At 39.9% G+C, this 21,754-nt stretch carries 16 protein-coding genes; all 16 read left to right on the top strand.

Annotated elements, in window-relative coordinates; all coding sequences use genetic code 11:
* The first annotated feature begins 162 nt into the window (after positions 1 to 162).
* The 16 genes from ACLNCV_RS01730 (at position 163) to whiA (ending at position 21,189) form a co-directional block, all read left to right on the top strand.
* Complete coding sequence (locus tag ACLNCV_RS01730; protein WP_424844804.1) at positions 163 to 8,385, top strand: YSIRK-type signal peptide-containing protein; 8,223 nt, start codon at positions 163 to 165, stop codon at positions 8,383 to 8,385.
* Positions 8,386 to 8,778: 393 nt separating this feature from the next.
* Positions 8,779 to 9,537, top strand: coding sequence for a class I SAM-dependent methyltransferase (locus ACLNCV_RS01725; protein WP_424844803.1), 759 nt, complete (start codon positions 8,779 to 8,781; stop codon positions 9,535 to 9,537).
* 86 nt (positions 9,538 to 9,623) lie between these two features.
* On the top strand, positions 9,624 to 10,136 hold the full coding sequence (locus ACLNCV_RS01720; protein ID WP_001049318.1) for an adenine phosphoribosyltransferase: 513 nt from the start codon (positions 9,624 to 9,626) through the stop codon (positions 10,134 to 10,136).
* Between the two features lie 380 nt (positions 10,137 to 10,516).
* Entirely contained in the window at positions 10,517 to 11,461 is a 945-nt protein-coding gene (gene metA / locus ACLNCV_RS01715; RefSeq protein WP_261011666.1) for a homoserine O-acetyltransferase MetA, read from the top strand.
* Positions 11,462 to 11,469: 8 nt separating this feature from the next.
* A complete protein-coding gene (locus ACLNCV_RS01710) occupies positions 11,470 to 12,147 on the top strand; it encodes a DnaD domain-containing protein (protein WP_261029143.1) in 678 nt (225 codons plus the stop codon).
* Between the two features lie 97 nt (positions 12,148 to 12,244).
* Complete coding sequence (tpiA, locus tag ACLNCV_RS01705; RefSeq protein WP_049540866.1) at positions 12,245 to 13,003, top strand: triose-phosphate isomerase; 759 nt, start codon at positions 12,245 to 12,247, stop codon at positions 13,001 to 13,003.
* Between the two features lie 33 nt (positions 13,004 to 13,036).
* Positions 13,037 to 14,551 carry a choline binding-anchored murein hydrolase LytC gene (gene lytC / locus ACLNCV_RS01700; RefSeq protein WP_424844802.1) on the top strand — a complete coding sequence of 505 codons (1,515 nt, stop codon included), beginning with the start codon at positions 13,037 to 13,039 and terminating at the stop codon, positions 14,549 to 14,551.
* Positions 14,552 to 14,782: 231 nt separating this feature from the next.
* The gene (locus ACLNCV_RS01695) at positions 14,783 to 15,301 is read left to right on the top strand and encodes a Dps family protein (protein WP_000229886.1); all 519 of its coding nucleotides are present in this window, start codon (positions 14,783 to 14,785) and stop codon (positions 15,299 to 15,301) included.
* Between the two features lie 131 nt (positions 15,302 to 15,432).
* Positions 15,433 to 15,939, top strand: a complete 507-nt coding sequence (locus ACLNCV_RS01690) for a dihydrofolate reductase (protein ID WP_060627749.1) — start codon at positions 15,433 to 15,435, stop codon at positions 15,937 to 15,939.
* Entirely contained in the window at positions 15,939 to 16,109 is a 171-nt protein-coding gene (locus ACLNCV_RS01685; RefSeq protein WP_045612102.1) for a hypothetical protein, read from the top strand. Before ACLNCV_RS01690 ends, ACLNCV_RS01685 begins: the two co-directional genes overlap by 1 nt.
* Before the next feature lie 36 nt (positions 16,110 to 16,145).
* The gene (gene clpX, locus ACLNCV_RS01680; protein ID WP_012972566.1) at positions 16,146 to 17,378 is read left to right on the top strand and encodes an ATP-dependent Clp protease ATP-binding subunit ClpX; all 1,233 of its coding nucleotides are present in this window, start codon (positions 16,146 to 16,148) and stop codon (positions 17,376 to 17,378) included.
* Between the two features lie 8 nt (positions 17,379 to 17,386).
* Complete coding sequence (yihA, locus tag ACLNCV_RS01675) at positions 17,387 to 17,974, top strand: ribosome biogenesis GTP-binding protein YihA/YsxC (protein WP_000422604.1); 588 nt, start codon at positions 17,387 to 17,389, stop codon at positions 17,972 to 17,974.
* Positions 17,975 to 17,984: 10 nt separating this feature from the next.
* The gene (locus ACLNCV_RS01670; RefSeq protein ID WP_001140420.1) at positions 17,985 to 18,365 is read left to right on the top strand and encodes a RidA family protein; all 381 of its coding nucleotides are present in this window, start codon (positions 17,985 to 17,987) and stop codon (positions 18,363 to 18,365) included.
* A 51-nt stretch (positions 18,366 to 18,416) separates the two neighbouring features.
* Complete coding sequence (rapZ, locus tag ACLNCV_RS01665; protein ID WP_424844801.1) at positions 18,417 to 19,307, top strand: RNase adapter RapZ; 891 nt, start codon at positions 18,417 to 18,419, stop codon at positions 19,305 to 19,307.
* Positions 19,304 to 20,281 (top strand): YvcK family protein, encoded by a 978-nt coding sequence (locus ACLNCV_RS01660; protein WP_001231075.1) that lies wholly within the window; start codon positions 19,304 to 19,306, stop codon positions 20,279 to 20,281. Before rapZ ends, ACLNCV_RS01660 begins: the two co-directional genes overlap by 4 nt.
* Positions 20,278 to 21,189 carry a DNA-binding protein WhiA gene (whiA, locus tag ACLNCV_RS01655; protein ID WP_424844800.1) on the top strand — a complete coding sequence of 304 codons (912 nt, stop codon included), beginning with the start codon at positions 20,278 to 20,280 and terminating at the stop codon, positions 21,187 to 21,189. The genes ACLNCV_RS01660 and whiA overlap by 4 nt, the downstream gene beginning before the upstream one ends.
* Positions 21,190 to 21,754 lie beyond the last annotated feature (565 nt).

Below are 21,754 nucleotides of genomic sequence, written 5' to 3'. Positions count from 1 at the left end.
GATAAATTGAATATATCCAGCTAGTGTGATAGAATGAATATACATGTTTCGGAAAAATATAGTACTTGAGGCAATTCCTTCATTTATAAATGAAATGAAGGGGTTTTGGTTTTTACTATATCTATAAACATGATATAAAACAAAAGGAGGTTGTTAGTCTCGATGAAAGGCAAGCAACAACAAGATTTTAGAGTAGAAAAATACATCCGTTATGGGATTCGTAAATATAGCTTTGGAGCAGCATCGGTAGCTATTGCAGCTGGTTTGATGTTTCTTGGAAATGGTGCAGTATTAGCCTCAGAAACAGCGGTAAATGGAAACATTTCTGATGTGGCAGTAGTATCACCTAATGCTGAAGAGAACGGAGAAACGGCTAAAGTAGAAACTGCGAAGGAAGTAAAAGTAGAAGAAGCTAAACCTGAAGTAGTGACTCCTAAAGTAGAAGAGTCTAAAAAGGAAGATGCACTAAAAACTGCTGAAGCAGTTACAAAAGAAGAAGTTGCTCCTAAACTAGACAAGTCTCAACTTGAGTCTTATGTGAATGAAGTAGCTGGGAAACTCGCTGCTGGAAAATATGCAAACAAGACAGACGAAAGTTTGGCTCTTTTGAGTGCTGACTTGGAGTCAGCTAAGGCAGCTCTTTCAAGTGCTACAAGTCAAGATGAGTTAAAAGCTGCTTACAACAAACTTGTAACGACTGTAAACTCAAAACTAAAAAATAAACCAGTTGAGAAAAAAGAAACTCCAGCAGTTGACACTACAAATGGTAAAGAAACTGTAGGGAAGAAAACAGAAAATACTGAGAAAAAGTCTGATTCAAACGCTATCGAAAATACAGGCTCAAAAGATGAACGTAATGGAAAAGAAATCGAAAAAGGATCTAACTTACGTTCTGCAAATGAAGGATATACATATTCTTCAACAGAATTAAGAAAGAAAAATGGGGAGTTTGCTACAGCGACAGGTAAATCTTACTATGAACTTGATGGCAACTCAACATACCGTATTTATGTTCATGGATATCAATCTGAGAATACAGAACAACCAGAAGCTGTGAACTCAGTTGCTGGTAAAAATGGTCGTACGGATATTCCATTATCTAGAGAAGAAGCACAAAAATTAGGTGAAGAAGCTGAACTATGGAAAGGTAAATTACGTCCGACAGGAAGTACTATAGTAGGTACATTAGATCAAAATGCACAGTATGGATCTAATGGAGCATATGAATTCCTTGCAACAGAAATTTATGGATATACTTATGAACAAGGAAATCACTACATTTATGTAACTGATGTAAAGAAACGTTTTAGTCTTTCTGATGCCGCTACTGCAGCAGGATATAAGATTACAAATATTGAATTAACTAACTTAATCCCGGGTGCTGCTTATAATGAAAAAGCGGATACAATTGAAGGATATGTATCATCAAGCATTCAAAATGGTGTATACGATATGCGTTATAAAGTAACTGTGTCAAAACCAGATGGAACAACACAAGTAATGGATTTCCAAAACTTACGTTCAGGATGGATGGGCTGGCAAGATACAACTGCACCATTAATTCAAGGTTCATCTAAATTAGTCACTATTGGAGATGAAGTAAGTCATGATATTAAATATGTTGATAATGATGCGATGACACGTGATGATGCTACTAATTATACAGTTAACGGTGAACGAGTAATCGCTGGTGCAAAAACAGTAAATAAAGGGATTTATAATGCTACTTTTACTGCTAAAGATGGATCAACATTGACAACTATGAATGGACCACGTCCAGTTACAGCTCACACAACTGTAAATGGTACTTATGCAAAAAATGGAGAAAAAACTACTATTAATGATGTAATCCCAGGTTTAGATTATACTCCACAAACTGGGTTAATTACAGGGACAGCAACGGAATCTGGAATTTTCACAGCGGCTGTTTTAGCAAAAGACTATAATAATGCTACAATTGCAGGTAATTCAAATCAATGGAATATGAATGGTCAAGAAGCGCATGAAAATATTACGATTGCGGTAGCTCCTAAGATTACAGTTAAGAATGTTGAAGCTTATGCAACAACTGTACCTGTAACGATTTCAAAAGGTGCAAATACTGCGGAAATTACAATGCCAGATGGAACAGTGACGAAACTTGTAGTTAAAGATGGCAATTGGACAGTAGCTGCAGGTACTACAAATGCAGCAGTACAAGAAGGAGCAGTACTAGCAGCGGCATCAACTTCAGGAGATTCAACCATTAATTTAGCAGTAACTCCAGAATCCACAAAATACGTAGGTGTAGATAGTATTGCAGCGAAAGCAACTACAGATAGAGTGCATGCTAATTTACAACGTGAAGTATATACTGTTAAAGGGGTAAATAATAAAGAATATACAGCTACATTTAACAGTGCTACTGGTAAATATAATTTACCAACTGAGGATGCGTATCAATTAGTAGACAATGGCAATGGAACTTCTACATTAACTGAAAGACGTGTGTATACTGATGTGAAAGCAAACGGAGATATTGATTACATCGTATATGAATTCACTCGTACATGGAGTGCAACTTCTAATGCAGCTAACTTAGTAGATAAGATTGCTGAAATTCGTGAAAAAGGAAAAGTTACAGAAGTAGGAGATGTTACTCGTACCGTAACTAATGTTCCGAAAATGCAAGTAGCCAATGCTCAAGGTACTATTGTAACTGTAAATTATGATTCAGTATCTAAACAATGGACAGCCTCTGATGGTTCAACCGTTACAGCTACTGAATCAAACGCAGGATGGAAACTTGAAACGACTTCTGGTTTCAAAGGGTATGTATCATACCGTGAAGCATCTTCTACAGATGTAGCATCAATTCAAAATGCTAAACCAACAGGAACTTCAACAAGTTATTCAGAATCAAAAGGTTCATCAGTAGACTTAATTAAATCTACCAAAGCAAATGTAGCATTCGCAGATACAATCGATGATAAAACATCAGTAACAGATTCAGATACGATTAAAACAAAAGTAACAGCAACTGCACCAGACGGTACAGTAACTACTTTTAACGGAGCTCAAGCAGAAGAAACAGCTTATATTCAAGCTCAACGTACAGCTGCAGAAAAATCACAATTAGCAGCAAATGCTATTAAAGATGCACATACAGCTGCTAATGAATTAGCAAATCTACAAGAATTATTAGATCGTCAAACTAGTATTGAAGAAGATGCTAAAAAAGCATTAGATAATCTTAAATTACGTTCTATTTCTCCAACAGCTCAAGCTTTAGCTGAAGAAAAACTTGAAAGAGTTAGAGAATATAAAGCTTCACTTCAAGCTGAGTTGGAAAAAGCTAAAACTAAGTTAGATACACTGAAAACTACTGAGACTACATCCCGTGATGAAGCTGTTGCGGCTGAAAAAGCTGTAGAAACAGCACGTACAGCTCTTAAAACAGCTGCAGAAGCAAACTTGGCTCGAGCTAATGCTTATGTATTATCTCAAAAAGGGCGTTACAAAGTAACAGCGAGAGCAGTAGACTCAAACGGTGTTGTAACAACTCCAACAGTAGATGGAACAGAGTCTGGTGAAGTTACAGAAGATGCAGTAGCAGAAACAACTTACTACATCGTAGTAACAGATCCAGAGAAATCATCAGGAGCTCAAGGTCAAAAACAAATTGACTCAATTGCAGATAATTTCAATGATGGAAAAGAAGGAACTACAGTATCAGATTTCAAACTAGTAGATCCAACGACAGGAAATAAAGTTGCTTCTGTAACAACTAAAGAAGGAACTTACACAGTCGATTCAACAACAGGAGAAGTAAGTTTCACTCCAGCAGAAGGCTTTGTAGGAACAGCTACACCGATAAAAGTTTCAGCAAATGTAACATTCAATGATGAGTCAGGAAATCCAGTAACAGTAGCGACAGAAAATACATATACACCAACTGTATATGGAGTTCAACCATCAAAAGATGAAACTACAGGAAAGCAGGGTCAAACTCAAACATCTAAATCAGGAAAAGATCGCTTCTCTGAGTTAAATACAGCAACAAACACTCTAGATGGAACAAATGTAGACTGGACAACAGCAGCATACTCTCTAGAAGGAGCTAATGAAAAAGGCAAAGTGGTAGTTGAAGGAGAAGGAACATACTCAATCGATCCAACAACAGGTGTAGTAAGATTCGAACCACTTCCAACATTTACAGGAGAAGGTAAAGGTGTTAATGTACAAGTATCAGTAACAGCGACTGATTCAGAAGGAAATAAAGTTCCAGTTACTTCAAAAGGTAAATATACACCAACAGTAACACCAGTAACCCCAACAGCAGCACCATCTACTTCAACTGGTGTTCAAGGTGAAATTCAAAAAGGAACACCAACATTTACAGAAGGAAATACAGAAGTACCAATTAAAGAAAACTCTGTAAAACTTCTCAATGCAGATGGAACAGAAGCAAATGGACCAGTAGATGCTTTAGATGAAAAAGGTAATAAGGTTGGTGAATACACTGTTAACCCAGCGACAGGAGAAGTAACCTTCAAACCAACAGACAAATCTTACACTGGACCAGTACAAGCAGCTAAAGTTCAAGCTGAAGATAAGAATGGAACAAAAGTTTCAACAACATACACTCCAAATATCGTAGGAGTAACACCAACAGCAACTCCAGATGAATCAGCAGGAGTACAAGGTGAAACACAAGAAGGAACAGTATCATTTGCACCAGGTGAAACAACAATTGGTGGTGAGAAGAAATCAGTTCCAATCAAAGCAAACTCAGCTAAATTGTTGAATGCAGATGGAACAGAAGCAAATGGGCCAGTCGATGCATTAGATGAGAATGGTAAAAAGGTTGGTGAATACACAATTGATCCAGCTACTAACAAAGTAACCTTCACACCAACTAATAAGACTTATGTTGGTAAGGTTCAACCAGCTAAAGTTCAAGCTGAAGACGAAAATGGAACAAAAGTTTCGACAACTTATACCCCAACAATTGTAGGAGTAACTCCAACATCTACGCCAGCTACAACAACAGATGTACAAGGTAAAACTCAAGAAAGCACAGTTTCATTTGAAGCTGGTAAGACAACGATTGACGGTAAAGAGAAATCTGTAAAAATCGATCCAGATACTTACACACTTCTAGATGAAGATGGAAAACCAGCTAAAGAGGTACCAGCTAAAGATCCAGAAGGAAACGTAATTGGCAAATATACTCTTAAAACTGTAGATGGAAAAGCTGTTGCAGTATTCGAGCCAACAGATAAAACATATTCAGGAGATGTACAACCAGTACGCGTTCAAGCTAAAGATAAAAATGGAACAGCTGTAGAAACAACTTACACACCGAAGATTACTCCTGTAACACCAACAGCAGAAGCAGCTAAATCAGAAGCTATCCAAGGTGACACTCAAAAAGGAACACCTTCATTCGTTCCTGGAGACAACATTGCTCCAATTAAAGAGAATTCATACAAACTTCTAGATAAAGAAGGAAATGAAGTTCCAGCAGGACAAACAACTCCAGCTTATGCTGAAGACGGAGTAACGCCAGTAGGTACTTACTCAATCGATCCAGCAACAGGAGAAGTAACCTTCACACCAACAGATAAATCATACACTGGTAAAGTAACACCAGCTAATGTTCAAGCAGAAGACACAAATGGGACTAAAGTTTCAACAACTTATACTCCATCAATCATTCCTGCCCAACCAGAAGCAGAACCAGTTAAAACTGTAGATGTTCAAGGTGCAACTCAAACAGGCAAACCAGAATTCCAAGGCGGAACAGCTATGGTTAACGGTGAAGAGAAAACTGTAGAAATGGACGATACAGTACCAGCTAAATTGGTAGATCCTAAGACTGGAGATAAAGTAGATTCATTAACTGTTGAAGGCGAAGGAACATACACAGTAGCTCCAGACGGCACAGTAACCTTCAAGCCAGAACCAAAATTCACAGGTGTAGCTAAAGGTGTTGAAGTAGTTCGTCAAGATAAGAACGGAACTCCAGCTAAAGCAACCTACACACCAGAAGTTAAACCAGTAACACCAACTGGAACAGACGCTGTAACAGAAGATGTTCAAGGTTCAACTCAAACAGATAAACCTGAATTCAAGGGTGGAACAGTAACAATCGATGGTGAAGAGAAAAAGGTTGATATCAATGAAGATAAACCAGCTAAATTGGTTGATCCAAAAACAGGAAATCCAGTTGATTCAGTAACCATCGAAGGCGAAGGAACATACACAGTAGCTCCTGACGGAACAGTTACCTTTACACCAGCGAAGAACTTCACAGGTAAGGGAACTGGTGTCACAGTTAAACGCGAAGATAAGAACGGCACACCAGTAACAGCTAAGTACACACCAGTTGTAAAACCAGCAACACCAACAAGTTCAGATGTTATCACTACAAATGTTCAAGGTGTAATTCAAGAAGGAACACCAACATTTGAAGGTGGAAAAGTAACTGTAAACGGTAAAGAAAAAACTGTTGAAATCGATGAAACTGTAAAACCAACATTTGACGATGGCACAACTGAGAAGAAAGTACCAGGCGAAGGAACTTACACAATCGACGAGAACGGTAAAGTAACCTTCACACCAGAGAAAACATTCACTGGTCAAGCAACAGGTGTAACAGTTAAACGTGTTGACAAAAATGGAACACCAATCACAGCTAAGTACACTCCAGTAGTCGTTCCAGTAACTCCAACCTCAAAAGATTCTGAATCAGAAGGTCCTAAAGGACAAACTCAATCAGGAACACCAACATTTGAAGGTGGTAAAGTTACAATCAACGGTAAGGAAGTTCCAGTTGAAATCGATGAAACTGTTAAACCAACATTTGACGATGGCACAACTGAGAAGAAAGTACCAGGTGAAGGAACATACACTATCGATGAAAACGGTAAAGTAACCTTCACACCAGAACCTGACTTCGTAGGAAAAGCTAAAGGTGTAACAGTTAAACGTGTAGATAAGAACGGTACACCAGTAACAGCTAAGTACACTCCAACAGTACATCCAGATACTTCACATGTTGATAAAGACGGTAACCCTCTTTCACCAACAGAAGACGGAACTAAACCATCTAAAGATATCCCAGGATATAAAGTAGTTAAAACTGAAATCGACGAAAAAGGAAATACAAAACATATCTATGAAAAAGTGACAACAACTCACAAAGATAAAGATGGTAATGTAATTCCAGGAACAACTACTGAGGAAGGTACAACTCCTAAGAAAGATATTCCAGGTTACCGCTTCGTAGAGACTAAGAAACTTCCAAACGGCGATATCGAACACGTTTATGAGAAAGTTAAGACAAGTCACAAGGATAAAGACGGAAACGAAATTCCAAACTATCCAACAGAAGACGGCGAACAACCTAAGAAAGATATCCCAGGTTACCGCTTCGTAGAGACTAAGAAACTTCCAAACGGCGATATCGAACACGTTTATGAGAAAGTTAAGACAAGTCATAAGGATAAAGACGGAAATGAAATTCCAAACTATCCAACAGAAGACGGCGAACAACCTAAGAAAGATATCCCAGGTTACCGCTTCGTAGAGACTAAGAAACTTCCAAACGGCGATATCGAACACGTTTATGAGAAAGTTAAGACAAGTCATAAGGATAAAGACGGTAACGAAATTCCAAACTATCCAACAGAAGACGGCGAACAACCTAAGAAAGATATTCCAGGCTACCGCTTCGTAGAGACTAAGAAACTTCCAAATGGCGATACAGAGCACGTTTATGAGAAAGTTAAGACAAGTCACAAGGATAAAGACGGAAATGAAATTCCAAACTATCCAACAGAAGATGGCGAACAACCTAAGAAAGATATCCCAGGTTACCGCTTCGTAGAGACTAAGAAACTTCCAAATGGCGATGTAGAACATGTTTACGAAAAAGTAACACCACCAGCTCCAACACCTTCACCTGTTCCTCAACCAAATCCAGGTAAGCAAAACACAACTACTTGGACTGATGAGAATGGAAATCCATTGAAACCAACTGAGCCAGGTTCTAAAGAACCAGGAACAGTTCCAGGTTACGAATATGTGAAGACAGTGACAGATTCAAATGGAAATATCAGACATATCTTCAGAAAAGTTCAAACACCAACTCCAGTTGATCCAACTCAACCAGTACAACCAGTTGAGCCAGCTACTCCAGCAATGCCTGAACAGCCAGCTAAACCTCAAGTACCGGCTACTCCAGCACAACCAGTACAAGCAACAGCAGTCAAAGAAGCTGAAGCTAAGCGTGAATTGCCAAATACTGGTACAGAAGACCATGCTAGCCTTGCAGCACTTGGACTTCTCGGAGTATTGAGTGGATTTGGTCTTGTATCTCGCAAGAAGAAAGAAGACTAAGCTTTCTAATTGATATGATTTGTTTACAATGAATATATCTGTTTAAACCTGATGAATCATTCGATTCATCAGGTTTTTTCTGGCTCTTTGTCAACTGTAGGGGGTAGAAGGAAAGCTAAACTCGAGAAAGGACACATTTCGTCCTTTCTTTTTTTGAGTATAACAGCCATGTCGTTCATCTAAGATGTAAGTACTCCGTGGTTACCATCTACTAGTGAACCTATATGCGTAAACTACGTGAGCAATTGAATTCGAACTAGAAAGTTAATTAATAGATTTATGCTATAATCATGGCAGACTGTATGCGTTTGATTATAGTTCATCAAAAACTAGATTAGAATTGTCAGATAATATCATTTTATGTTATAATGAAGAAAAAACAGAGGTGTTCAAATGTCAGAAGCAGGTCATAAGTTTTTAGCAAAATTGGGGAAAAAACGCTTACGTCCAGGTGGAAAACGTGCCACAGATTGGTTAATTGCAGAAGGAGGATTTTCAAAAGAAAAGAGAATACTAGAGGTTGCGTGTAATAGGGGAACTACAGCAATTGAGTTGGTACAGCGTTTTGGTTGTAAGATAACTGCTATTGATATGGATGCTCAAGCTTTAGAAGTGGCTAAAAAATCTGCTGAAACGGCAGGTGTTGCTCATTTGATCAAGTTTGAAAGAGCAAATGCAATGAAACTTCCTTATGAAGATGCTAGTTTTGATATTGTTATAAATGAAGCTATGCTGACTATGCAAGCCGATCAAGCTAAGAAAAAATGTGTAATGGAATATCTAAGGGTTTTAAAACCTGAAGGTCTTCTCTTGACACATGATGTGCTTCTTAAGGAAGCTAAAGAGTCTGTCAGACAGGAACTGTCACAAGCAATTCATGTAAATGTAGGTCCTTTAACTCAAGATGGTTGGGAACAGGTGATGATAGAATCAGGTTATTGTGATGTGAAAGTATTGACTGGTGAAATGACATTAATGAAATTATCAGGTATGATTTATGACGAAGGTTGGCTAGGAACTTTGAAAATTTGCGTAAATGCTTGTAAAAAGGAGAATAGAAAGCAGTTTTTAACTATGTATAAAATGTTTGATAAGAATAAAAAGAACTTGGGATTTATTGCGATGGCTAGTTATAAATCGTCAAATCGTTAGATAATCATTGAAGTTAAGTTTTCCTTTTTTCTTTCTTAAAAAATATGCTATAATAGAGAGTAAAAAACTTTGAAAGAAAGAAAAAGATGAATTTAAAAGATTACATTGCAACAATTGAAAATTATCCAAAGGAAGGGATTACCTTCCGTGATATCAGTCCTTTGATGGCTGATGGGAATGCTTATAGCTATGCTGTTCGTGAAATTGTTCAGTATGCTACTGACAAGAAAATTGACATGATTGTAGGTCCTGAGGCTCGTGGTTTTATCGTGGGCTGTCCAGTTGCGTTTGAGTTAGGAATTGGTTTTGCACCTGTTCGTAAACCAGGTAAATTACCGCGCGAAGTCATTTCTGCTGACTACGAAAAAGAATACGGTGTTGATACCTTGACTATGCACGCGGATGCCATCAAGCCAGGTCAACGTGTTCTTATCGTAGATGACCTCTTGGCAACAGGTGGAACTGTTAAGGCAACTATCGAGATGATTGAAAAACTTGGTGGTGTTGTAGCAGGTTGTGCCTTCCTTGTTGAATTGGATGAATTGAACGGCCGTGAAAAAATCGGTGACTACGATTACAAGGTTCTTATGCATTATTAATGAAAAACAGTCCTTAGGACTGTTTTCTCTACATTAGGGTATAAAAATAGACTATAGCTAGTTAGAGAAAAAGTATAATTGAAAACTATATCTTCTTGCAGTATAATAAAAGGACTAGATGTTTGAGATTTAGTTTCATACTCAATGAAAATCAAAGAGCAAACTAGGAAACTAGCCGCAGGCTGCTCAAAGTACAGCTTTGAGGTTGCAGATAAAACTGACGAAGTCAGCTCAAAACACTGTTTTGAGGTTGCAGATAGAACTGACGAAGTCAGTAACATATATCTACGGCAAGGCAACGTTGACACGGTTTGAAGAGATTTTCGAAGAGTTTCAAACATATGCAATTATTCCTGAAAGAGTACAGTTAGGAGAGGGTTATGCCGATTCGAATTGATAAAAAATTACCAGCTGTTGAGATTTTACGGACAGAGAACATCTTTGTCATGGATGATCAACGTGCGGCCCACCAAGATATCCGTCCCTTGAAGATTTTAATCTTAAATCTCATGCCACAGAAAATGGTCACAGAGACCCAGTTGTTGCGCCATTTGGCGAATACGCCCTTGCAACTGGATATTGATTTTCTTTATATGGAAAGCCACCGTTCTAAGACAACTCGTTCAGAGCACATGGAGACCTTTTATAAAACTTTTCCTGAAGTTAAGGACGAGTATTTTGATGGGATGATTATCACGGGTGCTCCAGTTGAGCATTTACCATTTGAGGAAGTGGACTATTGGGAGGAATTTAGTCAGGTAATCGAGTGGTCCAAGACCCATGTCTATTCGACCCTTCATATCTGTTGGGGTGCTCAGGCGGGACTCTATCTGCGTTATGGGGTTGAAAAATACCAGATGGACAGTAAGTTATCAGGTATTTATCCTCAGGACACCTTAAAGGAAGGTCATCTTCTCTTTAGAGGTTTTGACGATAGTTACGTATCACCTCATTCTCGGCACACGGAGATTTCTAAGGAAGATGTCTTAAACAAAACCAATCTCGAGATTTTATCAGAAGGACCTCAGGTTGGGGTTTCGATTTTGGCTAGTCGTGATTTACGAGAAATTTATAGTTTTGGGCATTTGGAGTACGACCGTGATACCTTGGCAAAAGAGTATTTCCGAGATTGTGACGCAGGTTTAAATCCACATATTCCAGAAAATTACTTTAAGGATGATGATGTCAACCAGACACCTTGCCTTTGTTGGTCTTCATCTGCAGCCCTCTTTTTCAGTAACTGGGTAAACTATGCGGTCTATCAGGAGACGCCTTTTGACTGGAGAAAGATAGAAGATGATGCATCTGCATATGGGTATTTATAAGAGGAATCATGACATATTTAGACGCTTTTAAATCAGGGAACTTGGTTTTACCGAGTGCTCTGCTCTTGCATTTTAAGGAACTCTTTCCTTCCAGCGATGATTTTCTGGTCTGGCAATTTTTCTATTTGCAAAATACGACAGGTTTGAAAGAAATGTCTCCAAGCCAGATTGCCGAAAGGATTGGCAAGGAAATTTCAGATGTCAACCAGTCCATTTCTAATCTGACAGAAAGGGGACTGCTTCAGTATCGTACTATCGAATTAAATGGCGAAATCGAATTGCTTTTTGATGCTAGTTTGGCATTGGAACGTTTGGATAATTTGCTTGGAGCTGCTCATTCAAGTTCAGACCAGTTGACACCTCAAAATCAGCTTAAGAATTTGGTGGAAACTTTCCAGCAGGAGTTGGGACGCTTGTTGACTCCTTTTGAGATTGAGGATTTGACTAAGACACTAAAGGAAGATGGAACCAGTGCTGATTTGATTAAGGAAGCTCTTCGTGAAGCTGTTTTGAATGGAAAGCCAAACTGGAAGTATATTCAGGCGATTTTGAGAAACTGGCGTCATGAAGGTATCAAGAGTGTGGCTCAAATCGAGGCCAAGCGGGCAGAGAGAGAAGCAAGCAATCCTCAGTTGACACAGCTATCGACAGATTTCAGAAATGCTATGGATCTCTGGAAGGATTGATCGTTACAAGCAGGCTTGAAATCCGAGTAAGATTTGCAAGCTGTGTATAATTGTGATAAAATAAGTAGAAAATAAATTGAAAAAAGAGGTATGTGAAATGTCACGTAAACCATTTATCGCTGGTAACTGGAAAATGAACAAAAATCCAGAAGAAGCTAAAGCATTCGTTGAAGCAGTTGCATCAAAACTTCCTTCATCAGATCTTGTTGAAGCAGGTATCGCAGCTCCAGCTCTTGATTTGACAACGGTTCTTGCTGCTGCAAAAGGTTCAAACCTTAAAGTTGCTGCTCAAAACTGCTACTTTGAAAATGCAGGTGCTTTCACTGGTGAAACAAGCCCACAAGTTTTGAAAGAAATCGGTACTGACTATGTTGTTATCGGTCACTCAGAACGCCGTGACTACTTCCATGAAACTGACGAAGATATCAACAAAAAAGCAAAAGCAATCTTTGCAAACGGTATGCTTCCAATCATCTGTTGTGGTGAGTCACTTGAAACTTACGAAGCTGGTAAAGCTGCTGAATTCGTAGGTGCTCAAGTATCTGCTGCATTGGCTGGATTGACTGCTGATCAAGTTGCTGCATCAGTTATCGCTTATGAGCCAATCTGGGCTATCGGTACTGGTAAATCAGCTTCACAAGACGATGCACAAAAAATGTGTAAAGTTGTTCGTGACGTTGTAGCTGCTGACTTCGGTCAAGAAGTGGCGGACAAAGTTCGTGTTCAATACGGTGGTTCTGTTAAACCTGAAAACGTTGCTTCATACATGGCTTGCCCAGACGTTGACGGTGCCCTTGTAGGTGGTGCGTCACTTGAAGCAGAAAGCTTCTTGGCTTTGCTTGACTTTGTAAAATAATCAGTAGCAAAAGCTAGGTGGAACAGCATTGAGATGTCTGTTCCATTTTTTATAGGAGAGGAAAGATTGAAAACAAAGATTGGAAAAATTGGATTAGCAAGTATCTTTTTACTAGGCTTGGCAGTTAGTCATGTCGCTGCAAATGAAACCGAAGCTTCAAAAACTTCGCAGGATACAACGACAGTTTCAAGTAGTTCAGAGCAAAATCAGTCTTCTAATAAAACTCAAACGAGTGCAGGTGTAAAGACCACTGCTTCTGCCCACTGGGAGGGAGATTATTATGTAAAGGCTGATGGTTCCAAAGCCAAGAGTGAGTGGATTTTTGATAACTACTATAAGGCTTGGTTTTATATTAAGTCAGACGGTCGTTATGCTCAAAATGAGTGGCAGAGCAATTACTACCTAAAATCAGGTGGTTATATGGCTAAGAATGAATGGGTTTATGATAACGCCTATAAGAATTGGTTTTACCTGAAGTCTGATGGTTCTTATGCTAACCAGGAATGGCATTCTGTTGGAGGTAAATGGTACTATTTTAAAAAATGGGGCTATTTAGCTAAAAGTCAATGGCAGGGAAGTTATTTCCTAAATAGTCAAGGTGCTATGATGCAAAATGAATGGCTTTATGATCCAGCATATTCGTCTTATTTCTATCTCAAGTCCGATGGTTCTTATGCAAATCAAGAGTGGCAAAAGATAGACGGCAAGTGGTACTATTTCAAGAAGTGGGGGTACATGGCTCAAGATGAGTGGCATGGGGACTACTATCTTACTGAAAGTGGTGCTATGGCAACAGGTGAGTTAATTATGGATGATGCTCGCTATATTTTTTCTGACTCAGGTGAGTTAAAAGAAAAGAAAGACTTGAATGTTGGCTGGGTTCACCGAAATGGCAGACGTTATTTCTTTAACCATCGTGAAGAACAAGTTGGGACTGATCAAGTTAAAAAAGTTATCGATGTCAGTGAACATAATGGTCGTATCAGTGACTGGAAAAAAGTCATCGATGATAATGGAGTAGATGGAGTCATTGTTCGTTTGGGCTATAGTGGAACTGAGGACAAGGAATTGGCTCATAATATTAAGGAGTTAAACCGTCTTGGAATTCCTTACGGTGTTTATCTTTATACCTATGCCGAAAATGAAACAGATGCTGAGAATGATGCTAAGCAGACTATTGAACTCTTGAAGAAATACAAGATGAACTTGTCTTATCCAATCTACTATGATGTTGAAAATTGGGAGTATTTAAATAAGACCAAGAAAGCTCCGACCGACACAGCTACTTGGGTTAAAATTATCAATAAATATATGGAAACCATGAAGCATGCTGGTTACCAAAACGTGAAAGTTTATAGCTATCGTCAACTTTTGCAAACTCGTTTGAATCATCCTGATATTTTACAACATGTAAACTGGGTTGCAGCTTATACGGATGCGCTTGATTGGAATAATCCTCATTATTCAGGAGAAAAAGGATGGCAATATACTTCATCTGACTCTCTTAAAGGGATTCGAGGACGTGTGGATGTTAGCGTCTGGTATTAAGATGTAAAACTGAGAAAAGAGTGTACATTTGTATGCTCTTTTCTTTATTTTATCGCAGTTAAGGGAGTTTGAAAGGGACTGTGTTTTATTCTAAAAAATTCTTAAATTATCAGTCTATTGCAACTTTTCTCATGTGAGTCATTTGGCTTGCTATTGGTTTTACTTAGTAGTATACTAAGGTAGTAATCATTAAGAAGTGGTTACAAAAAATAATAAACGAGGTAAAATAAAATGGTAGAATTGAAAAAAGAAGCAGTAAAAGACGTAACATCATTGACAAAAGTAGCGCCAGTAGCATTGGCAAAAACAAAGGAAGTATTGAACCAAGCTGTTGCTGATTTGTACGTAGCTCACGTTGCTTTGCACCAAGTACACTGGTATATGCGCGGTCGTGGTTTTCTTGTGTGGCATCCAAAAATGGATGAATACATGGACAGCCTTGATGGCTATCTTGACGAAATCAGCGAACGTTTGATTACACTTGGTGGCAGCCCATTCTCTACTTTGACAGAATTCCTTCAACATAGTGAAATCGAAGAAGAAGCTGGTGAATACCGTAATGTTGAAGAAAGCTTGGAACGTGTCCTAGATGTTTATCGTTATCTCATCACTCTGTTCCAAAAAGCTTTGGATGTTACTGATGAAGAAGGTGATGATGTGACAAACGATATCTTTGTTGGTGCTAAAGCTGAACTTGAGAAAACGGTTTGGATGCTTGCGGCAGAACTTGGACAAGCTCCCGGTTTGTAAGAAATAGAATAATCATATAAAAATCTGTAGGATGCCTCTTACGGATTTTTTTCTATTCTGTAAGCTATTCCAAACCAGTCTTTTTTTGAGTTTTTTGATAAAATAGTACTATCAGTGAAAAGGATGGAAGCATGACTAAGAAAATCGTAGCTATTTGGGCCCAGGATGAAGAGGGTGTGATTGGTAAGGACAATCGTCTGCCTTGGCATTTACCAGCAGAACTGCAACACTTTAAAGAAACAACTCTGAATCATGCTATCTTGATGGGGCGTGTGACCTTTGACGGGATGGGGCGTCGCTTGCTTCCAAAACGGGAGACTTTGATTTTGACTCGTAACCCAGAAGAAAAGATAGATGGGGTTGCTACTTTTCACGATATCCAGTCTGTTCTAGACTGGTATCAGGGTCAAGACAAGAATCTCTATATTATCGGTGGGAAGCAAATTTTTCAGGCTTTTGAGCCCTACCTTGATGAAGTGATTGTGACTCAAATTCATGCTCGGGTGGAAGGAGATACCTATTTTCCTGAGGAGTTTGACTTGTCTCTTTTTGAGACGGTTTCAAGCAAATCTTATACCAAAGATGACAAAAATCCTTATGATTTTACCATCCAATACCGCAAGAGAAAGGAAGTCTAATGGAACGTAGTATATTTGGTTTTTTCACAGCCATGCTGTGTTTGGTCTGCTTACTTGCAGGAGTACAGGCTTTTCGTAAAAAGCGCTATGGACTTTCTGTCCTGCTCTGGTTAAATGCCTTTACCAATTTGGTCAATAGTATCCATGCTTTTTACATGACCTTATTTTAGATAGAATGACAGTATAGAATAGAACGGAAGGAAATCATGCCTACAAATAGGAATAATGATATGATGGTTTATTGCTCATTTTGTGGCAAAAGCCAGGAAGAAGTACAAAAAATAATCGCAGGTAACAACGCCTTTATCTGTAATGAATGTGTGGAGTTAGCCCAGGAGATCATTCGTGAGGAGTTGGCTGAGGAAGTCTTGGCAGACTTGTCTGAGGTACCAAAACCAATCGAACTCCTCCACATCTTGAATCACTACGTAATCGGTCAAGATCGTGCCAAACGTGCCTTGGCAGTAGCTGTATACAACCACTACAAACGCATCAATTTCCACGATACGCGTGAAGAGTCAGAAGATGTGGATTTGCAGAAATCAAATATCTTGATGATTGGCCCAACTGGTTCAGGGAAAACTTTCCTTGCTCAGACCTTGGCTAAGAGCTTGAATGTACCTTTTGCGATCGCAGATGCGACAGCTCTTACTGAGGCTGGTTATGTGGGTGAGGACGTGGAAAATATCCTCCTCAAACTCCTACAGGCTGCTGACTTTAACATCGAGCGTGCAGAGCGTGGGATTATCTATGTGGATGAAATTGACAAGATTGCTAAGAAAAGCGAGAACGTGTCTATCACACGTGATGTTTCTGGTGAAGGTGTGCAACAAGCCCTTCTCAAGATTATCGAGGGAACCGTTGCTAGCGTGCCGCCTCAAGGTGGACGCAAGCATCCACAACAAGAGATGATTCAAGTGGACACTAAAAATATCCTCTTCATTGTGGGTGGTGCCTTTGATGGCATTGAAGAAATCGTCAAACAACGTCTGGGTGAAAAAGTCATCGGATTTGGTCAAAATAATAAGGCGATTGACGAAAACAGCTCATACATGCAAGAAATCATTGCAGAAGATATTCAAAAATTTGGTATTATCCCAGAGTTGATTGGACGTTTGCCTGTCTTTGCAGCTCTTGAGCAATTGACGGTTGATGACTTGGTTCGCATCTTGAAAGAACCAAGAAATGCCTTGGTCAAACAATACCAAACCTTGCTTTCTTATGATGATGTTGAGTTGGAATTTGACGACGAAGCTCTTCAAGAGATTGCCAATAAAGCCATCGAACGTAAAACGGGTGCGCGTGGTCTTCGCTCGATCATCGAAGAAACCATGCTAGACGTCATGTTTGAAGTACCGAGTCAGGAAAATGTGAAATTGGTTCGCATCACTAAAGAAGCTGTCGATGGAACGGATAAACCAATCCTAGAAACAGCCTAGAGGTGACTATGGAACTTAATACACATAATGCTGAAATCTTGCTCAGTGCGGCTAATAAATCCCACTACCCACAGGATGAACTTCCAGAGATTGCTCTAGCAGGACGTTCAAATGTTGGTAAATCTAGCTTTATCAACACAATGCTGAACCGCAAGAATTTAGCCCGAACATCAGGTAAACCTGGTAAAACCCAGCTTCTTAATTTCTTTAACATTGACGACAAGATGCGCTTTGTGGATGTTCCTGGTTATGGCTATGCCCGTGTTTCTAAAAAGGAACGTGAAAAGTGGGGGCGAATGATAGAGGAGTACTTAACGACTCGGGAAAATCTCCGTGCAGTGGTCAGTCTAGTTGACCTTCGTCATGATCCGTCAGCAGATGATGTGCAGATGTACGAATTTCTCAAGTATTATGAGATTCCAGTCATCATTGTGGCAACCAAGGCGGACAAGATTCCTCGTGGTAAATGGAACAAGCATGAATCAGCAATCAAAAAGAAATTAAACTTTGACCCAAGTGACGACTTTATCCTCTTTTCATCTGTCAACAAGGCAGGGATGGATGAGGCTTGGGATGCAATCTTAGAAAAATTGTGAGGAAAAGAAAATGGCAAAAACAATTCATACAGATAAGGCCCCAAAGGCTATCGGACCATATGTTCAAGGAAAAATCGTTGGCAACCTTTTGTTTGCTAGCGGTCAAGTGCCCCTATCTCCTGAAACTGGGGAAATCGTTGGAGAAACGATCCAAGAACAGACAGAACAAGTCTTGAAAAACATCGGTGCTATTTTGGCTGAAGCAGGAACAGATTTTGACCATGTTGTCAAAACAACTTGCTTCTTGAGCGATATGAACGACTTTGTTCCTTTTAACGAGGTTTACCAAACGGCCTTTAAAGAGGAATTTCCAGCTCGTTCAGCAGTAGAGGTAGCTCGTCTTCCTCGTGATGTAAAAGTCGAAATCGAAGTCATCGCAGAGATTGGATAAGCTAGTTGAAGTTTGGTGTTGCCAAACTTCTTTTGATATAAGGAGAAAAAGATGACAAAGAAACAACTTCACTTGGTGATTGTGACAGGGATGAGTGGCGCAGGGAAAACAGTTGCTATTCAGTCCTTCGAAGATTTGGGTTATTTTACTATTGACAATATGCCGCCAGCTCTCTTGCCTAAGTTTTTGCAGTTGGTGGAAACAAAGGAAGACGACCATAAGTTGGCCTTGGTAGTGGATATGCGTAGCCGTTCTTTCTTTTCAGAAATTCAAGCTGTCTTGGATGAGTTGGAAAATCAAGATGATTTGGATTTCAAAATTCTCTTTTTGGATGCAGCTGATAAGGAATTGGTTGCTCGTTACAAGGAAACCAGACGGAGTCACCCACTAGCAGCAGACGGTCGTATTTTAGATGGAATCAAGTTGGAACGTGAACTCTTGGCACCTTTGAAAAATATGAGTCAAAATGTGGTGGATACGACTGAACTTACTCCTCGTGAGCTGCGTAAAACCCTTGCAGAGCAGTTTTCGGATCAAGAACAAGCCCAGTCTTTCCGTATCGAAGTCATGTCTTTCGGCTTTAAATATGGAATCCCGATTGATGCAGATTTAGTCTTTGATGTGCGCTTTTTGCCAAATCCATATTATCTTCCAGAACTGAGAAACCAAACGGGTGTGGATGAACCGGTTTATGATTATGTCATGAACCATCCTGAGTCAGAAGACTTTTATCAACATTTATTGGCCTTGATTGAGCCGATTTTGCCAAGTTACCAAAAGGAGGGGAAGTCTGTTTTGACTATTGCTATGGGATGTACGGGTGGACAACACCGTAGTGTGGCCTTTGCTAAACGTTTGGCGCAGGACTTATCCAAGAATTGGCCTGTCAATGAAGGGCATCGTGACAAAGAACGAAGAAAGGAAACGGTAAACCGTTCATGAGAAAACCAAAGATAACGGTGATTGGTGGAGGGACTGGGATCCCTGTCATTCTTAAGAGTCTGCGGGAAAAAGATGTGGAAATCGCTGCTATCGTAACGGTGGCGGATGATGGTGGTTCATCAGGTGAACTCCGAAAAAATATGCAACAATTGACACCGCCAGGTGATCTTCGCAATGTCCTTGTGGCCATGTCGGATATGCCTAAGTTTTATGAGAAAGTCTTTCAGTATCGCTTTTCTGAAGATGCTGGAGCCTTTGCTGGCCATCCATTGGGTAATCTCATTATCGCTGGCCTGTCAGAAATGCAGGGTTCGACCTATAATGCCATGCAGTTACTGAGCAAATTTTTCCATACAACTGGGAAGATTTATCCTTCCAGTGACCATCCCTTGACCCTTCATGCAGTCTTTCAGGATGGGACAGAAGTGGCTGGAGAGAGCCATATTGCAGACCATCCAGGCATGATTGACCATGTCTATGTGACCAATACCCTCAACGATGATACGCCTCTGGCCAGCCGTCGAGTAGTGCAGACCATTCTTGAAAGTGATATGATTGTCCTCGGACCTGGTTCCCTCTTTACCTCGATTTTGCCCAATATCGTGATTAAGGAAATCGGGCAGGCGCTTTTGGAAACCAAGGCAGAAATCGCCTATGTCTGCAATATCATGACCCAACGTGGGGAGACAGAACACTTTACAGATAGTGACCACGTGGAGGTCTTGCATCGTCACCTTGGCCGACCTTTTATCGACACTGTCTTGGTGAATATCGAAAAAGTGCCTCAGGAATACATGAATTCCAACCGGTTTGATGAATATTTGGTGCAGGTGGAACATGATTTTGCTGGTCTTTGTAAGCAAGTTCCGCGTGTGATTTCATCCAACTTCCTTCGTCTGGAAAATGGGGGTGCCTTCCACGATGGAGATTTGATTGTGGATGAATTGATGCGGATTATACAGGTGAGAAAATGAGTTTCACAGTAGCAGTAAAAGAAGAAATTCTAGGTCAGCACCATCTAAGCCGGCATGAATTATCTGCCATTATCAAGATGTCTGGTAGCATCGGTCTCTCGACCTCGGGCCTAACCTTGTCTGTCGTGACAGAAAATGCCAAACTGGCTCGTCACCTCTATGAGTCCTTTCTCCATTTCTATGAAATCAAATCAGAAATTCGCCACCACCAGAGGAGCAATCTTCGCAAGAATCGGGTCTATACTGTTTTTACGGATGAAAAGGTACAGGACTTGCTGAGTGATTTGCACTTGGCGGACTCCTTCTTTGGCCTGGAAACAGGTATTGATGAGGCAATTTTATCGGATGAGGAAGCAGGACGTGATTATCTCTGTGGCGCTTTCTTAGCGAATGGAAGCATTCGTGACCCTGAGTCAGGCAAGTACCAGTTGGAAATCAGTTCTGTTTATCTGGACCACGCGCAAGGGCTTGCCTCTCTTCTCCAGCAATTTTTACTGGATGCCAAGGTGCTTGAGCGTAAGAAGGGGGCAGTGACCTATCTCCAGCGTGCTGAAGATATTATGGACTTCTTGATAGTCATCGGAGCCATGCAGGCGCGTGATGATTTTGAGAGAGTAAAGATTTTGCGAGAAACCCGTAATGACCTCAATCGGGCAAATAATGCCGAGACAGCCAATATCGCTCGGACAGTCTCTGCCAGCATGAAGACTATCAACAATATCAGTAAAATTAAAGATATCATGGGTTTAGAAAATCTGCCAATGGATTTGCAGGAGGTAGCGCAGTTGCGGATTCAGCATCCAGACTACTCTATCCAGCAGTTAGCAGATAGCCTCAGTACCCCTCTGACCAAGAGTGGTGTCAACCACAGACTCAGAAAAATCAATAAGATAGCCGATGAGTTATAAAGATATAAAACACCTCTTTCTTGACAATTGAATAGAGCATGTGAGATAATAAAGAGGAATTGAGAAGTTCTAGCATTTTAGTGCTAAAACAGAAATCCCCTAGGTACTGCAATACCAAGGGGATTTTTTCTGGGTTAGATAGTACTAACCAGGAAAGTTACTTGTCGAAGTGATCGTCTAATACTCTTCGAAAATCAAATTCAAACCACGTCAGCTTCACCTTGCCGTACTCAAGTACAGCCTGCGGCTAGCTTCCTAGTTTGTTCTTTGATTTTCATTGAGTATAACCAACGAGTCACCAGCCATGAGATGATACTCTCGATGACTGCGATAAGTACTATTTTGAGAAGTTCTAGCATCTGTAATACCTCCTTTTCCAAGGCGTATCGTTAGTGCCGTCCCTATTATATCACATGCTGCATCAATTTTATAGGATATTTTTGCTTTTTGAAAAAGAAGGGGAAAGGCAAAAAGCAATGTCATTAAGTTAAGAAATTTAGCTCTTTAAAATCAAAAACGCATAATATCAGGTATTGAAAACCGTGATACTATGCGTTTTATTGTG

Origin of the sequence: Streptococcus sp. CL5.50, assembly GCF_049738015.1 — a bacterium.
Lineage (GTDB): Bacteria > Bacillota > Bacilli > Lactobacillales > Streptococcaceae > Streptococcus > Streptococcus mitis_CA.
This window is presented reverse-complemented; position numbering and strand designations above follow the sequence as displayed.